This is a genomic window from Sulfurospirillum oryzae (genome assembly GCF_025770725.1).
Classification (GTDB): domain Bacteria; phylum Campylobacterota; class Campylobacteria; order Campylobacterales; family Sulfurospirillaceae; genus Sulfurospirillum; species Sulfurospirillum oryzae.
Window position 1 is genome coordinate 170,963 of sequence record NZ_JANZKZ010000003.1, and the last position, 18,358, is coordinate 189,320.

General features: G+C 41.2%; 15 protein-coding genes. 13 read left to right on the top strand and 2 right to left on the bottom strand.

Going from position 1 to position 18,358, the window contains the following annotated elements:
• Nucleotides 1-107: 107 nt before the first annotated feature.
• From mltA to N0B29_RS09735, 7 genes are all read left to right on the top strand, one after another.
• Nucleotides 108-1,178 carry a murein transglycosylase A gene (mltA, locus tag N0B29_RS09705; RefSeq protein ID WP_263833524.1) on the top strand — a complete coding sequence of 357 codons (1,071 nt, stop codon included), beginning with the start codon at nucleotides 108-110 and terminating at the stop codon, nucleotides 1,176-1,178.
• Between the two features lie 47 nt (nucleotides 1,179-1,225).
• Nucleotides 1,226-1,843: an RdgB/HAM1 family non-canonical purine NTP pyrophosphatase gene (rdgB, locus tag N0B29_RS09710; protein WP_263833617.1), complete on the top strand. Its 618-nt coding sequence runs from the start codon at nucleotides 1,226-1,228 to the stop codon at nucleotides 1,841-1,843.
• A 210-nt stretch (nucleotides 1,844-2,053) separates the two neighbouring features.
• Nucleotides 2,054-3,268: a saccharopine dehydrogenase family protein gene (locus N0B29_RS09715; protein ID WP_263833525.1), complete on the top strand. Its 1,215-nt coding sequence runs from the start codon at nucleotides 2,054-2,056 to the stop codon at nucleotides 3,266-3,268.
• Between the two features lie 180 nt (nucleotides 3,269-3,448).
• Nucleotides 3,449-3,787: a hypothetical protein gene (locus N0B29_RS09720; RefSeq protein ID WP_263833526.1), complete on the top strand. Its 339-nt coding sequence runs from the start codon at nucleotides 3,449-3,451 to the stop codon at nucleotides 3,785-3,787.
• A complete protein-coding gene (locus N0B29_RS09725) occupies nucleotides 3,784-4,608 on the top strand; it encodes an SDR family NAD(P)-dependent oxidoreductase (protein ID WP_263833527.1) in 825 nt (274 codons plus the stop codon). Before N0B29_RS09720 ends, N0B29_RS09725 begins: the two co-directional genes overlap by 4 nt.
• A 74-nt stretch (nucleotides 4,609-4,682) precedes the next feature.
• Entirely contained in the window at nucleotides 4,683-5,837 is a 1,155-nt protein-coding gene (locus N0B29_RS09730; RefSeq protein WP_263833528.1) for an ATP-binding protein, read from the top strand.
• The gene (locus N0B29_RS09735; protein ID WP_263833529.1) at nucleotides 5,824-7,848 is read left to right on the top strand and encodes an AAA family ATPase; all 2,025 of its coding nucleotides are present in this window, start codon (nucleotides 5,824-5,826) and stop codon (nucleotides 7,846-7,848) included. The genes N0B29_RS09730 and N0B29_RS09735 overlap by 14 nt, the downstream gene beginning before the upstream one ends.
• A gap of 33 nt (nucleotides 7,849-7,881) precedes the next feature.
• Here the strand turns inward: N0B29_RS09735 and N0B29_RS13035 are convergent, their stop codons facing one another.
• Nucleotides 7,882-10,014 (bottom strand): methyl-accepting chemotaxis protein, encoded by a 2,133-nt coding sequence (locus N0B29_RS13035; RefSeq protein WP_318526702.1) that lies wholly within the window; start codon nucleotides 10,012-10,014, stop codon nucleotides 7,882-7,884.
• Nucleotides 10,015-10,167: 153 nt separating this feature from the next.
• Here N0B29_RS13035 and nspC point away from each other — a divergent pair, with 153 nt between their 5' ends.
• The gene (gene nspC, locus N0B29_RS09750; protein WP_263833530.1) at nucleotides 10,168-11,313 is read left to right on the top strand and encodes a carboxynorspermidine decarboxylase; all 1,146 of its coding nucleotides are present in this window, start codon (nucleotides 10,168-10,170) and stop codon (nucleotides 11,311-11,313) included.
• A gap of 26 nt (nucleotides 11,314-11,339) precedes the next feature.
• Here nspC and N0B29_RS09755 read toward each other — a convergent pair whose 3' ends face one another.
• Entirely contained in the window at nucleotides 11,340-12,440 is a 1,101-nt protein-coding gene (locus N0B29_RS09755) for an amidohydrolase (RefSeq protein WP_263833531.1), read from the bottom strand.
• Nucleotides 12,441-12,578: 138 nt separating this feature from the next.
• On the opposite strand from N0B29_RS09755, the gene N0B29_RS09760 reads away from it, so the two are divergent.
• The 5 genes from N0B29_RS09760 (at nucleotide 12,579) to kdpC (ending at nucleotide 18,358) form a co-directional block, all read left to right on the top strand.
• A complete protein-coding gene (locus tag N0B29_RS09760) occupies nucleotides 12,579-13,238 on the top strand; it encodes a nucleoside recognition domain-containing protein (RefSeq protein ID WP_263833532.1) in 660 nt (219 codons plus the stop codon).
• Nucleotides 13,231-13,701 carry a YjiG family protein gene (locus tag N0B29_RS09765; protein ID WP_041958773.1) on the top strand — a complete coding sequence of 157 codons (471 nt, stop codon included), beginning with the start codon at nucleotides 13,231-13,233 and terminating at the stop codon, nucleotides 13,699-13,701. Before N0B29_RS09760 ends, N0B29_RS09765 begins: the two co-directional genes overlap by 8 nt.
• A 324-nt stretch (nucleotides 13,702-14,025) precedes the next feature.
• Nucleotides 14,026-15,723, top strand: a complete 1,698-nt coding sequence (gene kdpA / locus N0B29_RS09770; RefSeq protein WP_263833533.1) for a potassium-transporting ATPase subunit KdpA — start codon at nucleotides 14,026-14,028, stop codon at nucleotides 15,721-15,723.
• A gap of 9 nt (nucleotides 15,724-15,732) precedes the next feature.
• Nucleotides 15,733-17,769, top strand: coding sequence for a potassium-transporting ATPase subunit KdpB (gene kdpB / locus N0B29_RS09775; RefSeq protein WP_263833534.1), 2,037 nt, complete (start codon nucleotides 15,733-15,735; stop codon nucleotides 17,767-17,769).
• A 10-nt stretch (nucleotides 17,770-17,779) separates the two neighbouring features.
• On the top strand, nucleotides 17,780-18,358 hold the full coding sequence (gene kdpC / locus N0B29_RS09780) for a potassium-transporting ATPase subunit KdpC (RefSeq protein WP_263833535.1): 579 nt from the start codon (nucleotides 17,780-17,782) through the stop codon (nucleotides 18,356-18,358).

Below are 18,358 nucleotides of genomic sequence, written 5' to 3' on the forward strand. Positions count from 1 at the left end.
AGCAAGGTTATTTTATGTTATAATTTTTAGATACGTTATTGAGTTTGAGGCGATAAAATCGAAGTAAAAAGCTCAAAAAAGTTGAAAAAATGTTTTAATGGATTGAAATGCGATACAGTCTCCCCCTTTTTATCTGTCTCCTGTTTGTGTTGAGCGGTTGTGCTCCAAAATCTGCTCCTAGCCCCCAAGATGAAGCTTTTGTAACTTCTCTCAAAGAACAAAATGAACGCTTTGAAAAGCTAAGTCAAAATGAAAATTTTGATGAATTGCTCTTCTTGTTTCGCCAAAATTGCGCGGCACCCTTGACTAAAAAAGTCTATGCCAATGTTTGTGAGCAATCCTTACATGTAAAAGATGCAAGAGCCTTTTTTCAAAACTCGTTTGAGTTAAAAAAGATCGATCCAAACGAGCAACGTTCGATGTTAACGGGTTATTATGAGCCACTGCTTCATGGAAGTATGAAAAAAAGCGCGCGCTTCAAGTACCCTGTGTATGCGAAGCCAAAAGATTTGGTGGCGATTGTGGGTGAAAATGATAAAAAGATGCGTGGGCGTTCGGTAAAAGGCAAAATGCTTCCGTACTATACCCGTGAAGAGATTGGAAAGCGTAAGCTCAATGCCGAGGTGCTCTGTTATGTAGACGATAAAATTGACCTCTTTTTTATGGAAGTGCAAGGCTCTGGCAGGGTTGAGCTCGAAGATGGCAAAGTCATTTTTATAGGCTATGCAGATTCCAATGGGCATCAGTACAAATCATTGGGTCGCGAGATGATGAACCGCGGTATTTTTGCCAGCGTTGATGAGATTTCCTTGCAGAGTATCAGAGCATGGCTTTTAGCGCATCCAAGTCAAATTGATGCTATGCTAAACACCAATCCAAGCTATGTTTTTTTCCGCAAAATGGAGCAAAAAGCAACGGGAAGTTTGGGGCTTGTCTTAACGCCTGAGCGTTCTGTCGCGGTGGATCGCAGTTTCATTCCACTAGGATCACTTTTAGCGGTTAAAAGTCATTCACCCAACTACAGTGTCGATAAATTTGTCTTTGCACAAGATACAGGCGGGGCGATCAAAGGTCCAAATAGGGCTGATATGTTTATGGGGTATGGCGAGCGGGCACAGTGGATAGCAGGCGAGCTTAAAGCGCCTCTTGAAGTGTGGATAATGCAGCCCAAATTTTAAACAAAAATCGGTACAATAAAGATTCATTTGAGTATTTGGAGCAGAGTTTGAGAATTATTTTAGCCACGTCCAATCAAGGTAAAGTAAAAGAGTTCCAGTCATGGATCAGCGAATACGAAGTCGTCGCTTATAGCGATATTATGGCGCCTTTTGAAATTGATGAGACAGGGACAACTTTTAAAGAAAATGCACTCATTAAAGCACGTGCCGTTTATGAGAAGCTAGAAGATAAAAATGACATCGTCTTAAGTGATGACAGTGGCATTAGCGTACCCGTTTTAGGTGGAGAACCGGGCATTTACAGCGCGCGTTATGCAGGCGTGAATGCGAGCGCAAAAGATAATTTGAACAAACTTATTCAGACGCTTAAAGACAGAGGGATTGCAAAAACGCCTGCCTTTTACACTGCGGCGATTGCGCTTGTATGTGCAAAAGGTGAATTTTGTGTCCACGGTTGGATGCATGGCGATGCCATAGCGGAGGCTCGTGGAAACAATGGTTTTGGGTATGACCCGATGTTTATCCCCTGTGGTTACAACCAGACACTGGGTGAGCTGGATGAGAGCGTGAAAAAAGCCTTTTCTCACCGAGCGCGTGCGTTAGAGCTCGCGCACATCGTTCTCAATAGTTTAAATTTCTTGCAAAATTCATTTTGCAAGAAGTGAAAGCACCAAAGGTGCGTGGGCATTCCGCCGAGGAAAACTTAGCGTTAGCGTAGCTTTTCGAGCTTTGCTCTAAAAGCGTGTTTAGAGTTCTAGAAAACTCTTATGAAATAAAGCAGTAATAAAAAAAGTCTATACTAGGCTTTTTTGATAATGGCTATGGTGCATAGCGCTTATTAAAGAAGCCTCATAATGAAACCTCAAAGGATAGAAATGGCAACAGTATTAATTATTGGTGCGGGTGGTGTCAGTCGTGTGGTCACCAAAAAATGTGCGATGAACAAAGATGTTTTTTCACATATTGTTTTAGCAAGCAGAACAAAGTCAAAGTGCGATCAAATCGCAAACGAGATCAAAGAATCTTTACATGTAGACATTGAAACCGCTGCGATTGATGCAGACAACGTCGATGCGCTTGTTGCGTTGATTCAAAAAGTCAAGCCAGCGTTAGTCATGAATATTGCGCTTCCATACCAAGATTTAACCATCATGGACGCCTGTGTTAAAACCAATGTACCTTACCTTGATACGGCAAATTATGAGCATCCAGATCTCGCAAAATTTGAGTACAAAGAGCAATGGGCAAGAGATAAAGCGTTTAAAGATGCTGGCATTATGGCGCTTTTAGGCAGTGGTTTTGACCCAGGTGTCACCAATGTTTTCTGTGCTTACGCACAACAATACCTTTTCGATGAGATCAACTCTATCGACATCTTAGACTGTAATGCAGGCGATCACGGTTATGCGTTTGCAACCAACTTTAACCCAGAGATTAACCTTAGAGAAGTGAGCTCCAAAGGACGTTACTGGGAAGAGGGTAAATGGATCGAAACAGAGCCTGTTTCAGTAAAAATGGTCTGGGATTACCCAGAAGTGGGCCCAAAAGACAGTTACCTTCTCTACCATGAAGAGTTAGAGTCTTTGGTTCAAAACATCAAAGGGCTTAAACGTATTCGTTTCTTTATGACCTTTGGTCAAAGCTACCTCACTCACATGAAATGTTTGGAAAATGTCGGCATGCTTCGCATTGATGAAGTTGAGGTCGATGGTGTGAAAATCGTGCCAATTCAACTCTTAAAAGCGCTACTTCCAGACCCTGCAAGTTTGGGACCGAGAACCGTTGGTTTTACGAACATCGGTTGTGTCTTTGAAGGTCTAAAAGATGGCAAAAAACGCAAAATCTACATCTACAATGTGTGCGACCACCAAGCATGTTATCGTGAGACAGGTGCTCAAGCAGTCAGTTACACCACAGGTGTGCCTGCGATGATCGGTGCTAAGATGATGTTAGAGGGCAAATGGGCTGGCAAGGGTGTGTTCAATATGGAACAATTCGATGCAAAACCATTTATGGATGAGTTAAACACACAAGGGCTTCCTTGGAAAATTATCGAAATGAAACCAGAGGAAACGTTCGAAGTTAAATAGGTTTCTTGCAATGATGCAAGAAACCTCTGCCTTGCAAAGGCAAGCTTTAGTGCCATGAGCTTCTAGCGTAGCTTTTTTGGCTTTGCCTAAAAAGCGTTATAAAAATATGATCTCTCGCTCAAAGCTTTACATGTAAAGTTTTGAGCCTCCTCTTTGACACTTTACATGTAAAGGATCACCATGTCAAAAAAAGCAAAAATCTTATGGACAACCGATAACAAAGAAACCTCATTACTGATGGTCTGTCTTTATGCACACAACGCCATTTTAAAGGGTTGGATGGATGAAGTGGAAGTGCTGGTTTGGGGTTCTTCACAACGTTTAATCGCTGAAGATGCGGAAGTGAGAGCTAAAGTCGAATCGATGATAAGAGATGGCGTTAAAGTGGTGGCGTGTCTTAAATGCGCCGACACGATGGACATTACCGCGCCTTTGCAAACCTGTGGCATTGATGTCCATTATACGGGTGAATTACTCAGTTCATGGATTAACTCTGGCGAGACTGTTATTAGCGTATGAAAACAGTTTTAATCACGGGCTGTTCTTCGGGCATTGGTTATACCTGTGCACATGGGCTTTCAAAGCTAGGTTACACCGTTTTTGCTACATGTCGCAATGATGCCGATGTCAAGCGTTTGCAAGCCGAAGGGCTGAATGCTTTTAAGCTCGATTTGTGTGATTCTAGCAGTTTACATGTAGCGCTTGCTTGGATGCTCTCACAAACGGGTGGTCATATTGATGTTCTTTTTAACAATGCCGCTTACGGACAACCTGGAGCTGTGGAAGACCTTAAACGTGACGTGCTTCGTGAGCAGTTTGAAACCAATGTCTTTGGTACGCAGGAGCTTACAAACCTCGTGCTTCCTTATATGCGCAAACAAAAAAGCGGAAAAATCATTTATAACAGCTCTATTTTGGGTTTTGTGGCGATGAGTTACCGAGGTGCATACAATGCTTCTAAATTTGCGATTGAGGGTTTAGCGGATACCTTACGACTCGAACTTTATGGAAGTGGGGTGGAAGTTGTTTTGATCGAGCCTGGTCCTATTCGTAGCCATTTTCGCAAAAATGCACTGGCGAAGTTTTTAGCCAACATCGATCAAGAACATTCGGCGCACAAAGAGATTTACGCTAAAACACTTCAAAGGCTTCAAAAAAGTGGCGATAGTGCTTTTACGTTGGGAGCTGAGGCTGTTTTGGAGGTTTTAGTTCAAGCGATTGAGGCGAAAAAGCCGAAATTTCGTTACCTTGTAACCTTCCCCACCAAACTCTTTGTATGGCTCAAACGACTTTTGCCAACATCTTGGATGGATGTTATAGCGCGTAAAGCGGGAGATTAAAACTTAATGCTTTCTTGACAAAATATTTTTTGTTAACTATAATGACAATAAATTTTTTGTCAAAAGGCAAAGCAATGAAAAATGTTGTTGGTCAGGCGGTACGCGGTAAAGATTTTTGGGATAGAAAAAGTGAACTAGCCAAGATTTGGCAAGCCATTGAAAACGGCACCCATCCTTTGCTTGTAGCTCCAAGACGTGTGGGTAAAACTTCTATCATGTACAAAATTTTAGACGAACCAAAAGACGATTACGCTGTTGTATATGTCAATACCGAGTCTGCTGACAGTGAAAATGATTTTTGGCATAAACTTTTTAATGCGTTAATGGATGAAGAGTTTAAAAATAAAAATAAGCTCGTACTAAAATCTTTTTATGCTCGTATTAAGACCATTTCGATTAAAAAAATTAGCACTTCTGGTATCGAGTTTGATGATGGCAAAGTGCTTGATTATGCTGAAGCTTTTGAAGAATTAATCAAAGAGATAGACAGTGATAAAAAGCTGATTATTATGATGGATGAGTTTGCTCAAACGATTGAAAATATCATCAAATATGCAAGTATTCGCGAAGCAGAATCTCTGTTAAAAACCCATCGCTCCCTTCGTCAAAATCCTAAAATTACCTCTAAAGTTACTTTTGTTTATGCAGGTTCTATTGGTTTAGAGAGCGTTGTGGCAAAGCTAGATGCAATGAAGTTTATTAACGACTTAAATTCCATTAAAGTTACCCCTTTATCAAAAGATGAAGCGGCAGAATTTGCGCACTCTTTAAATACTTTGATAAAAAGTGACGAAATTTTTTATTTACTTGAGCGCATAGAGTGGCTTATTCCTTTTTATATTCAACTTATTATTCAAGAGATTCATGCTATTTGCCTTGAAAAATCTTTACATGTAATCTCCAAAGAGACTGTTGATCAAGCGATAGAACACGCCCTTGATCATCGAAATCACTTTGAACATTGGCTAGCGCGCATTAAAAGTGCTTTTGAAAAAGATGAGTTTAAATTTGCAAAAGAAATTCTAAATCTACTTAGTGATCAAGGCACATTAGAGTCTAAAGAGATAAGCAATCTTGCTGACAAATATGGACTGGAACATGAAGTTGCCAAAGAGATAATTCATGCACTGGTGTATGATGGCTACATCAACAATAACGAAAACCCTAAAATCTATCGCTTTAACTCTCCTATCTTAAAACTATGGTGGTATAAAAATGTCGCAAATTAACTATTCTCGGTATAAATACACACCCGATGAGATGAATGAAGAGGATTTTTTATCACGATTTGCGGTGCGTAAGGAAATTGTGGAAACCATTTTTAGTGACCTTAAAACATCTGATTATAACGTGCCAAATCAAAACTATCTGATCATCGGTCAACGAGGGCAAGGAAAGACAACACTGCTTCGCAAACTTCAACTTGATGTTAAAAATGATGTGTCGTTGTCGGCATTTTTACTCCCTGTAAAATTCGCCGAAGAGCAGTACCAGATTCGCTCATTGTGTCGATTGTGGGAAGAGGTAGCGGAGTACCTTCAAGTCATTTACCCAGAGATTTTCCCTACCATTTCCGATGATATGGAAGTGCATTATGAGGACGAAGATTATGAGCTCAAATGTTTTGATCTTTTAGATAAAGCCATCAGAGCACAATCCAAAAAGCTTCTTTTGCTCATCGACAACATCGATGAACTACTAGAAAAACTGAGTAAAAAAGAGCAACACAGACTTAGAGAAATTTTGCTGAGTTCTTCAACGCTTCGCATTGTCGGCGGTTCAACGAAGATGATTGAGCAGCATTTTGACTATAGTTCACCTTTTTACCAGTTTTTTAAGATCATTAAATTAAAAGGGCTTAGTTTTGAGGAGAGCAAAGAATTTTTACTTGCCATTGCTAAAGAAGATCAAAAAGAGAGAATCACCTCTGTTTTGGAAAAAACACCTGAGCGGGTTGAAACGCTGAGACGTTTGACAGGTGGTGTGCCCCGAACACTCGTGATGCTTTTTGACATCTTTTTAGATGAAGAGGGCAATGCATTTGATGACCTTTTAAAAATTCTTGATGAGGCAACACCGCTTTATAAACACCGCATGGATGACTTGCCCCCACAACTTCAAGATATCGTCCATACCATCGCGATGAATTGGGATGGCATGTTCACGAGTGAAATTGCTAAAAAAACAAAGTTGGAGAGTAAAGCGGTCTCGTCCCAACTCAAACAGCTTGAAAAATACGAGATCGTCGAGTCTGAATCCGCAGGCAAAAATAAAATCTATAAAATCAGAGAACGCTTTTTTAACATCTGGTACTTGATGCGTTATGGTCGCAAAAAAGATAGACAACGAGTTGAATGGTTGGTGAAGTTTTTTGTCTCATGGTTTAGCCAAGAAGAGCTTGAGAATAGGGCTAAAAACTTAATAGTGACGATGAAAAATGGTAATGTTAAAGCACCTTTTGTGCATATCATGACGGAGGCTTTAAGTTATACGGGAAGTTTAGAATTAGCAACAGAATATCGGTTGAAACAAGCTGCAAAAGAATGTTTAGAAAAACAAAATTCTGAACTAAGTAAAGAGCTATCCCAATCTGAATTTGAGTTACTATTAAAAGCTAAAGATTTGAATATTGAGAAGAAAATACCAGAGGCTCTTAATGTATTAATACAGTCAAAACGTGCTAGTAAAAATATTTTAGCCTATATTGGGCATCTTTATCAGAGTATATCTGATTTTACTAAGGCGGAGCAATATTATAGAGAAGCTATTGAAAAAGGTGATATGTTTTCATATAGCTTCTTAGCAAGTGTTTATTTTGAAAATTCTATTAAAAGAGAAGATGCTCTTTCATATGCTAAAAAAGGCTATAAGTTTTGTGAGGATGATCATAATACATTTGTTTTAGCGATGATTCTTATATGGTGCGAGAGTTTTCAAGAAAGTTATATTATTTTTGAAAAATATTTAACATCAAAAGAAGCTAAAAAGGAACAAGAGATCTTTGTGCAATGGTTTTTATCTCTTCTTATGGCAAAAGGACAACTCTATCAAACTAAAAAATTCATGGAAATGCCAGAGTATGAGTTGAAAGAACGCTTCAAACCGATATGGTATGCACTGATGAAACTTATGGCAAAAGAGTTTCCCTATGAGTTTGAAAAAATGGGAAGTGAACTTGCTGAAAGTGTTGAAGAGATTTTAGCTAAAATTGAATTTTATAAGGAAAGATACAAAATTTAAGATTAAGATAAAGCCCTAAAATAGGGCTTTATCTCATGTTCTAAATTTATTGAGAATCGCGTTGAGTTTTTCAGTCAACGAGTTAAGATGCTCACTCGCTCCTGCTATTTCTTCAACACTTCTGGTATTTTGGGTTGAAAGCGTGTTGATTTCTTCAATTTTACTCACGATCTCTTCGATCTTCGAGCCGGTACTAATATAATCGGTGACCGTTTTGTCGTTTAGGTTGGTTGCAAACTCCATAATATCAACGGTCGTATTGATTTTTTTGCCAACATCTTCGGCAATAACAGAGAGCTCTTGAACTTCTTTTGAGTTTCTATTCATCTGTTCGCTACTGTCCATGATAGCTTGAACAATGACATTGATGGTTGCATTGATCTCCACTAAACTTTTTTGGGTACGTTCTGCTAACGTGCGCACTTCGTCGGCAACAACCGCAAAACCACGTCCATGCTCTCCCGCACGTGCTGCTTCGATGGCGGCATTAAGTGCTAAAAGATTGGTCTGATCGGCAATATCACTGATGACCGTGAGAACATTTTTGACCTGATCGGCATCGCTGCTTAATTGTTGGATCTTTTGAGCAAGCTCCATTTCCGTATGTGCGCTATTTTGAACGCGTTCGCCTAATTGTTGGACAAATCCCCGAGCTGTTCTTAGCTCTTTATTGGCTTTGATAACTTCTTCTTTGGACTCTTTTGCTTTGGCAACAGAAGTGGTTATCTCTTGTTTGATGGTGTTAGACATCTGTGTTGTTTGGTTAATAATTGTGGTTGAGTCTTCCACACGTTTTCCTACTTGAAGCGTTGTGACAGAGAGTTCGTGTGCTATAGAAGCATTTTCACTACTGGTATCTTTAGCAAGGGCAATGGTTGAGCGTACTTTTTCAATAAAACTATTGATCTCTTGAGAAGCTCCACCTATTTCGTCATTGTTTTTAATCTCAAGCTGTTTGGTAAGATCCCCATCGCCTACCGCTAAATTGTGCGCGGTTGCTTTTAGGTTAAGGAGTGGTTGTGCAATAAGACTTGTGATAAGAAAATAAATGGCAATAATGGCGATAATAGCGACAATAAATCCTGCCACAACGGTCTCAAACAACATATTGTTGATATTAGCAGTTATCTTTTCCCCTTGTTTGGCAGTATGTACATCAATGTTATCGATGTAAACACCAGAGACGATGATCCAATCCCATTCTTTAAAATATTTTGCAAACGCTATTTTTGGAGCATCTTTTTTAGTGGTAGGATGCGCAAAATTGTACGTTACAAATGTGCCTTCTTGAATATTTTTTGTAGCACCGTCAATGATCTGTTGTCTGTATGGGCGACCTTGTGAATCTTTATCATCAATTTTGATCTCTTTATCAATCCATGAAGGATTAATGGCATGAAATGCGTATTCATAACCGCCTTTACCATTTTTCTTGATAGCATAAAAATAGCCATCATCGGCGTATCTTAGTTTCTCTAAAATACGAATGGCTTCATCTTGAAAATGTTTTTTAATGCTTGAAGCATAATCGCCTGTTCCAATAACAAGATCTAAAGGCTCATAATAGAAGTTATAGGAGAGTTTTGGCTCGTCTTGCTTTGTTATAGGGTGAGGGAAAATAAATTTTGTTACGCCTGTGCCATCTTTTGCAGATTTTAGAATGTCTCTGATGATAAATGTGCCTTCTTTATCTTTCATGTCAATCAGATTTTTACCCACAAGCGCTTTGTTGATAGGATGAATGACATTGACACCTTCGAGATTATAGGCATAAAAGTAGCCTACATCGTTGTTATAGCGATATCCGTTTATGATGCCGAGAAGCATTGTTCTTAGTTCTGCTTGGGAGAGTTTGTCTTTGTTACTCTGATAAACATCATCTAAGATTTTTTTCAAGCTCATCGCATCGCTTTTGATCTTTTGTGCGATATTGGTTTCTGATGAAGAGGCTTCGTAAAAAGTATTAATGGCTTTTTCTGCCATCATCGTATAGGCTTTGAGTTCGTTTTTATTCATATCCAAAATCAGCTCACCCTCATTTTTGGTTTGGGTTTGACCTAGTTGGTTTGATTTGTAGATGACTACAACCAAAGAGACGGATGCGACGAAAAAAATTGAAACGATAAAAACGACTAGGGCTTTAACTTTAATACTGAGTGAGTTCATTACCTCTCCTTTTTGCTTCGAATAAGCATTTACCTTATATCGACTTATGACTAATATATGATTAAATTATGACTAAATTGTGTTGCAATTGTGTTGTATTGCATAATTAAGAGGAAAAATGTTACATTTAGTGTGTAAATTTGGGAGAAAAACATGGTAAAAATCAGCCGTATAGAAACGGTATTAGACGATATTCAAACACCAGCGTACGTGTGCGAAGAGATTCTTTTAGAGCAAAATTTGACTCTTCTAAGAGAGGTCAGTGAGCGCTCAGGTGCTACCATTTTGCTTGCCCTTAAGGGTTTTGCGTTTAAAGCACTCGCGCCACTTGTTGATAAATACCTGAGTGGTTGTACGTGCAGTGGACTTCATGAAGCTAAATTTGCCAATGAATACTTTAAAGGCACGATTCATACCTACTCACCTGCGTATAAAGAAGAGGATATTGATGAAGTGATTGAATTAAGCGATCATCTTATTTTTAATTCGTTCAATCAATGGGAAAAATACAAACATAAAGCGATTGGCAAAACAAGTTGTGGCTTGCGTCTCAACCCTGAAGTCTCTTCAAGTCCTGTCGATCTTTACAATCCTTGTGGGCTTTACAGCCGCTTGGGTATCACCAAAGAAAATATGCAGTATGACAAGTTAAAAGGTATTGAGGGGCTACATTTTCACGCGCTTTGCGAACAAGATGCGAGTGCTTTGGAAGAGGTCTTAAAAGGATTTGAAAAACGCTTTGGAGATTTGATTCCTCGTATGAAGTGGGTCAATTTTGGAGGAGGGCATCACATCACGCGTGAAGGGTATAATGTCGAAAAACTCATCAAAATCATTAACGATTTTAGAGCGCGATACGATGGCATTAAAGTCTATTTAGAACCCGGAGAAGCGGTAGGTTGGCAAACGGGACCACTTGTTGCGAGTGTGCAAGACATCGTGCATAACGGCATGGATATTGCTATCCTTGACATCTCAGCTGAAGCGCACATGCCTGATACTCTAGCAATGCCTTATCGTGCTGCGATTCGAGGCGCTGGTGATGTGGGTGAAAAACCACACCTGTACCGCTTGGGAGGACCTACGTGTCTAGCCGGTGACATCATGGGTGATTACAGTTTTGATGCACCTTTGAAAATAGGCGATAAACTTATCTTTGAAGATATGATCCACTATACCATCGTTAAAAACACTACCTTTAATGGTGTGAAATTGCCAGATTTGGCTGTTTTACACCGTGATGGAAGCTATGAAGTGACCAGCCATTTTGGGTATGAAGAGTATAGAAGACGCAATTAAAAAAGGGCGCATTGAGCGCCTCTTCTCTAATTTAAAACGCGTTTTGTAGCGCAGATAAGAACTTCTTTTCCTTGTTCCATCGCATTTTTATTAAACTTCATGTTAGGATTATGAAGTCCAGGAGTGAGGTCACACCCCAAGCCAAAATACCCCGCTTTAATGGATGGTCGCTCTTTGATATAGTAGTGAAAATCCTCTCCACCCACGGTTTTAATCTCAGGAGCCAATCCTTCTTTGCCGTAAACATCAACAATCGCTTTAGACAGTACCTCAATCGCCTCTTTGGAGTAGTGTGCCGCTGGAATGTAGGAGTAAGTACTAATCTCCGCTGTTGCGCTTACTGTGGCTGCTCCTGCGCTGATGGCTGATGTAGCACGTTCCAGTAAAAGATCCATGGTATCGTTGAGCTCAGACCTTACATCCCAAATCACCGTTGCTTCATCGGGGATCGCGTTGGTAACACCTGCATCAGCAATCATCTTGGTTGCTTTGATACTGTAGGAGTCTGATGGGTTGAGATGAATCGCATTGACCGCAGTGATGGCAGCAACAGCCGCATCAATAGCATTCACCCCTAAATGCGGACGTGCGCCATGGGCGGCAACACCGTGGAAAATGGCTTTGAGACGATTGGATGCCCCATGGTAGAGTGCTGGGGTTGATTTGCCCATTGGTACTTCTGAAAGAGGGCGCACATGAAGCCCTAAGATCATATCCACATCATCAATTGCTCCAGCTTTTATAACTGCTAATGCACCAGTGCCAGGCTCTTCTGCAGGTTGAAAAAGGATTTTGAGTTTGCCTTTAGAGATGAGTTTTTGAGCCATAATTTCTTCAGCTGCGGCAAGAACCATTGAGGCATGTGCATCGTGTCCACATGAATGCAGGGCGCAAAGCTTTCCATCGATAAAATGACCAAGTGCGTCGATGTCCGCTCGAAGGGCTAAGGTAGGACCTGCAACACCGCTATCGTACACACCAATGACACCTGTACCACCCACACCTGTACTTACAGTATAACCAGCCTTTTTTAGGGCATTTGCTAAAAATTCTGCCGTTTTAAACTCTTCAAATCCAAGTTCAGGCATGGCATGCAATGTATCGTATAACTCAATGACTCGTGACATTTTGAAATCCTTAAAAGCGTTTTAGTGCGCAAAGAATGGCTAAATTTTGCTTATTGTTGACTTATTGTGCATTCTACATTATAAAAATAGAATAATTAAAATATATAATTATAAATTAAAATTTTTAAAGGAGTTTAGGTGGAAGTAGAAAATCAATCCCCAGATGAATGGAAAGTAGGTGTTGGTGCCTATATCGCACTGATATTTGCGGTACTATTTTTTTCGGGTCTGTTTATGAAAGTTGATGGTATGGAGTGGCTTGGCGCACTTGATTTTACAACGTTATCAGGAAAATTTGGAACGCTTCAAGATGGAAAAAGTACCTTTGTAGGCTCAGGTGGTGTAAGTGCGAAAGCGGGATTTTTATTTGCGCTCTCTTTGGTTCCAACGGTGATGTTAGCACTGGGTATGTTAGAGATTTTTAGCCATTACGGTGCGATTCGAGCAGCACATAAATTATTAACACCCTTGCTAAGACCGTTACTTGGCATTCCAGGTCTTACTGGTCTTGCGATGATTACGGATTTGCAAAGTACCGATGCAGGAGCTGCTTTAACCAAAGAGCTTTACGATGAAAAACAGATTACCAAAAAAGAGTTGGTTATTATGTGTGCGTGGCAGTATTCTGGGGCGGGCATGATTAATAACTACTTTGCGATTGGTTCAGCAGTGTTTTCAACATTGACCATACCTGTCCTCGTTCCGTTGTTGTTGGTGTTTGTCTTTAAATTTATCGGTGCGATCGGTGCACGTTTCGTTCTCAATACGGTCTATAAAAAGGATTTTATCAATGAGTAGTCCAACAACTCCAACAACGAATAACCCATTTGATATTTTTGTCATCGGCGCTCGCAAGGGCTTTAATATGGCTATCAATAACTTGATGCCCAATGTTTTGATGGCGTATGTTATTGCTGAAATTTTAAATGTGACAGGTGCTATGAAAGCCATTGGTACACTCTTTGCGCCTGCTATGGCTATTTTTGGCTTACCAGGTGAAGCTGTTACGGTACTTCTATCTACATGGCTTTCGTGTTCTGCAGGTGTGGGTATGGCTTTGAGTCTTTTTACCAAAGGTGTATTAACAGGGACTCATGTGAGCATTTTAATGCCAGCACTTTTTCTTATGGCATCCCAAATCCAGTACATGGGACGACTCTTAGGTGTTGCCGACGTTCCTAAAAAATATTGGCCACTTCTGATGGTGATTAGTATCCTCAATAGTTGTCTAGCAATGCTCATTATGCGTTTTGTTGTCTGAAGGTTTTAAAAGTTATTTATCTTTACATGTAAAAAAGGAAATCGTTCTTTTTCCTTTTTTACATCCTAACAAAATCCTTATCTTTTAGCCCCAAATCGAAATATTTCCCCACTTTTATCTGCTCTATAATTTCCTAAATAACCAATAGACTTCTTTCATAACCCATTGAAAAAAGAGTATCGCTTATAGCACATCACTTTTTGAAACTAAAAACATCGCCATAGCTTCGGCTATGACTCAATTTTGAGTTTCAAAAATTAATGCACTCTCAGCAAACTCTCTATCTTTTCAAGGGTTATGAAAGAAGTCTAATAAAGGAAAACAATGGTTGCAGATATAACCCTTTTTATAGGCTTTTTGATTTTGCTCCTCGGTGCGGCAAAAGCGTACAGTGGGTTTTTTACCAAAGTGGTGGTTGGGGAGAAAAATGTTTTAACACCCATCCTCTCGCCGCTAGAAAATAGCTTTTATCGCTTTTCTGGCATCAATCCTCAGCTTGAGATGAACTGGAAAAAATACGCTTTAGCACTGATGCTCTTTAATGGTGCTGGCATCGTGCTTGTGTTGGTGGTACTTCTGTCACAACATCTTTTGCCTCTCAATCCACAAGGCTTACCCGCGCTCCCCTTTGAGTTAGCGTTTAATACTGCGGTGAGTTTTGTGACCAATACCAACTGGCAAAATTACAGTGGCGAGAGTACCATGAGCTATTTCTCTCAGATGTTCGTGCTCAGTGTGCAAAACTTTCTCTCCGCCGCAACAGGCATTGCAGTAGCCGTGGCTTTTATGCGCGGTATCATCTCTAAAGAGAGTGAGTCTATCGGCAATTTCTGGGCCGATATGGTACGCGTAACGCTGTATGTTTTGCTTCCACTCTCTTTGGGGTATGCGCTCTTTTTGATTTCTCAAGGCGTCATTCAAAACTTCGCTCCTTATGTCAGCGTAGTGACACTCGAAGGGGCACATCAGAGCATTCCGATGGGGCCTGTGGCTTCGCAAGAGGCGATTAAAATGTTAGGAACCAATGGTGGTGGCTTTTTCAATGCCAACTCCGCGCACCCTTTTGAAAATCCAACGCCCCTTTCTAACTTTGTGCAGGTTATTTCCATTCTCTTCTTGCCCGTATCCCTTCTTTTCGTCTATGGGAAGATAAGCCAAAAAAGCGGTGAGGGTCGCTCCATTCTAATCGCGATGGTCGTTCTTTTTGTGCTGATGTTAGGCTCGCATTACGCTTCTGAAAAATTTGGCAATCCTGAAATTTCAGGCATTGTAGGTGAGAGTGCGATGGAAGGCAAAGAGGTGCGTTTTGGCATCGCTTCAACCTCTCTTTTCTCGGTAGCCACAACCGCGGCATCGTGCGGTGCGGTCAATGGTATGCACGACAGTCTTACGCCGCTTGCAGGTATGGTCAACTTGGTGCAGATGATGCTCGGTGAGATCGTCATCGGTGGTGTAGGTGCTGGGTTTTACGGCATGATGGCGTATGTCATTTTAAGTGTTTTTATAGCAGGACTCATGATAGGTCGAACCCCTGAGTACATGGGCAAGAAGATTGAAGCGAAGGAGATGACCTATACCGTCATAGCCGTGTTGCTTCCGGGTCTGTGCATCCTTCTTTTTACGGGTTTATCACTTTTAATCCCAGATGCCACTAGCTCCATCTCCAACCCAGGGCCGCATGGGCTTTCTCAAGTCCTTTATGCTTTTAGTTCTGCCAGTGCAAACAATGGTAGTGCTTTTGCGGGACTTAGTGGCAATACGCTTTACTATAACTACGCGTTGGCTATCTGTATGTTTGTGGGACGTTTTGGCGTGATTATCCCAATGCTTGCCATTGCGGGAAGTTTGGCACGAAAGAAAGTCGTTCCTTTTGGCAAAGGTACCCTCAATACACAAAGTGCGCTTTTTATCACCCTTTTGGTAGCAACTATTGTGTTAACGGGAGCGCTTACGTTTTTCCCTTCATTGGCACTTGGCCCTGTGATTGAGCATTTGATGATGCTTGAACGCATCTCTTTTTAAGGAATAAACATGAAAAAACAACCTAATTCTAGCTATAACCAAGCGATTATTAAAGACGCATTCAAAGGATGCCTTACAAAATTAACTCCCAAAGAACAGCTCAAAAATCCGATCATTTTTGTGGTCTATTTGGGTACATTTATTACCGGTTTTATATGGATTTTTGAAAGCAGTCGTGGCAACATTCCTCTTTTTGGATTTGAATTTTGGGTCTTTGTGTGGCTCTTTTTTACGGTTCTCTTTGCCAATTTTGCAGAAGCATTAGCCGAAGGCAGAGGCAAAGCGCAAGCGAGTGCGTTACGTTCAGGCAAAAAAAGTAGCAGTGCCAATAAACTAAGGAATGATGGAACGACGACTAAAGTGAGCTCAGAGAGCCTCAGGGTAGGCGATGTGGTCGTTGTGAGTGCCGGTGAAGTGATTCCTAGCGACGGTGAGGTCATTAAGGGCATTGCGAGCATTGATGAGAGTGCCATCACCGGCGAATCAGCTCCCGTCATTCGTGAATCAGGAGGAGATCGCAACTCGGTTACAGGTGGGACGCTTGTTTTAAGTGATGAGATTACGATCAAGATCACGAAAAATCCAGGTGAGACGTTTTTGGATCGCATGATTAGCCTCATTGAAGGGGCTAAAAGGCAAAAAAGCCCGAATGAAATCGCGCTCTCCATTTTGCTGATGGGCTTGACCGCCATCTTTCTTGTCGTGACGTTGACACTTAAGCCAATGGCTTTACATGTAAACGCAGATATTTCTGTTGTCTCCTTGATTGCGCTTTTGGTCTGTTTGATTCCTACAACAATCGGTGGGCTTTTAAGTGCCATCGGTATTGCGGGGATGGACAGACTCCTTAAAAAGAATGTCCTTGCAATGAGCGGTAAAGCGATAGAGGCTGCGGGTGATGTCAATGTGCTGTTACTCGATAAAACAGGCACGATCACCTTTGGTAATCGCATGGCAAGCGTATTTCTTCCCATTGACATCAAGGAGATTGATACCTTGGCGTATGCCGCACTGTTAACATCGCTGAGTGATGATACGCCAGAGGGGAAAAGTACGGTCACTTTGGCTCAAAATCATTATGGCGCTAAGGAACCGGCTAATCTTGAAAGTGCCCAGTTTATCCCTTTTAGTGCCTATACGAGAATGAGCGGGCTTGATCTTGATGGCAAGGAGTACCGCAAAGGGGCGGTGGATGCCATTGAAAAATTTGTCACCGCAAAAGGTGGGAACTTCCCCAAAGAGGCACACGATATGTGTACGCAAATCGGTAAAAAAGGCGGCACGCCTTTGGTTGTATGCGAGGGAAGCATTGTGTTAGGGGTGATTCATCTCAAAGACATCATCAAACCTTCCATCAAAGAGAAATTTGCCGAGTTTAGAGGTATGGGCATTAAAACTGTGATGATTACGGGAGATAATCCCATCACAGCTGCCGCCATTGCCGCCGAAGCAGGCGTGGATGATTTTGTCGCGGAAGCAACACCCGATACGAAAATAGCGCTTATTCGCAACTACCAAAAAGAGGGTTTCACCGTAGCGATGACGGGGGACGGCACCAACGACGCTCCTGCTCTTGCACAAGCCGATGTCGGGCTGGCGATGAACAGCGGAACGCAAGCAGCAAAAGAGGCCGCCAATATGGTGGATATGGACAGCTCTCCGACCAAACTCATTGAAGTGGTTGAGACAGGTAAAGAGCTTTTGATGACCAGAGGAGCGCTGACAACCTTTAGTTTAGCCAATGACATTGCGAAGTACTTTGCGATCATCCCCGCTCTTTTTGTCGTGGCGTTTCCTCAGATGGAAGTGCTCAACATCATGCACCTCTCATCGCCCGAGAGTGCTATTTTATCGGCAGTTATTTTTAATGCGCTCATTATCATCGCACTGATTCCTCTAGCGATTTCAGGGGTTGGGTATAAAGCTTTGGGTGCAGATGTGGTGCTAGGAAAAAACTTGGTTATCTATGGACTTGGCGGTATTATCGTTCCGTTTGCGGGGATAAAACTGCTTGATATGTTGCTTGCAACATTGCATCTTTTGTAAAAGGAAGACTATGAAAACACTACTTCAATCCGTTAAATTGCTTTTAGTCATGACATTTTTACTAGGCGGTATCTATCCCCTTGTTATCACCAATTTAGGGGCATGGGTTTTCCCCTCTCAGAGTTCAGGGCTTTTACTGAAAGAAAACGGAGTGGTTATAGGCTCAGAGTTGATCGGACAAAATTTTTCCAAAGAGGGTTATTTTATCGCTAGACCCTCGAGTGCAGGGGAGGATGGCTACGATGCGCTCTCTTCAAGTGGGAGTAATTTAGCACCGACAAACAAGCTTTTGTTGGATAGAATAGATGCCAGTAAAGAAGCTTTACATGTAAGATTTGGCGACGGTGTTATTCCCAGTGATTTGGTTATGACATCTGGTAGTGGACTTGACCCGCATATCTCGAAATTAGCAGCACTCTATCAAGTTCAGGTTATTGCCAAAGAGCGCCATGTGGATGAAGTTCAGATGCTAGAACTTGTCAATCAATACATTGAGCGAAAATTTTTGGGTTTTATAGGCGAGGAGAGGGTGAATGTCCTTCTTTTAAACCGTGCGTTAGATAAAAACTTTGGAGTTTTAAATCCTTAA

What these genes read in the sequence shown, in the direction of transcription:
- mltA (WP_263833524.1), top strand. Translation starts at nt 108, where the DNA reads ATGCGATACAGTCTCCCCCTTTTTATCTGTCTCCTGTTTGTGTTGAGC.
- N0B29_RS09715 (WP_263833525.1), top strand. Translation starts at nt 2,054, where the DNA reads ATGGCAACAGTATTAATTATTGGTGCGGGTGGTGTCAGTCGTGTGGTC.
- N0B29_RS09720 (WP_263833526.1), top strand. Translation starts at nt 3,449, where the DNA reads ATGTCAAAAAAAGCAAAAATCTTATGGACAACCGATAACAAAGAAACC.
- N0B29_RS09725 (WP_263833527.1), top strand. Translation starts at nt 3,784, where the DNA reads ATGAAAACAGTTTTAATCACGGGCTGTTCTTCGGGCATTGGTTATACC.
- N0B29_RS09730 (WP_263833528.1), top strand. Translation starts at nt 4,683, where the DNA reads ATGAAAAATGTTGTTGGTCAGGCGGTACGCGGTAAAGATTTTTGGGAT.
- N0B29_RS09735 (WP_263833529.1), top strand. Translation starts at nt 5,824, where the DNA reads ATGTCGCAAATTAACTATTCTCGGTATAAATACACACCCGATGAGATG.
- N0B29_RS13035 (WP_318526702.1), bottom strand. Translation starts at nt 10,014, where the DNA reads ATGAACTCACTCAGTATTAAAGTTAAAGCCCTAGTCGTTTTTATCGTT.
- nspC (WP_263833530.1), top strand. Translation starts at nt 10,168, where the DNA reads ATGGTAAAAATCAGCCGTATAGAAACGGTATTAGACGATATTCAAACA.
- N0B29_RS09755 (WP_263833531.1), bottom strand. Translation starts at nt 12,440, where the DNA reads ATGTCACGAGTCATTGAGTTATACGATACATTGCATGCCATGCCTGAA.
- N0B29_RS09765 (WP_041958773.1), top strand. Translation starts at nt 13,231, where the DNA reads ATGAGTAGTCCAACAACTCCAACAACGAATAACCCATTTGATATTTTT.
- kdpA (WP_263833533.1), top strand. Translation starts at nt 14,026, where the DNA reads ATGGTTGCAGATATAACCCTTTTTATAGGCTTTTTGATTTTGCTCCTC.
- kdpB (WP_263833534.1), top strand. Translation starts at nt 15,733, where the DNA reads ATGAAAAAACAACCTAATTCTAGCTATAACCAAGCGATTATTAAAGAC.
- kdpC (WP_263833535.1), top strand. Translation starts at nt 17,780, where the DNA reads ATGAAAACACTACTTCAATCCGTTAAATTGCTTTTAGTCATGACATTT.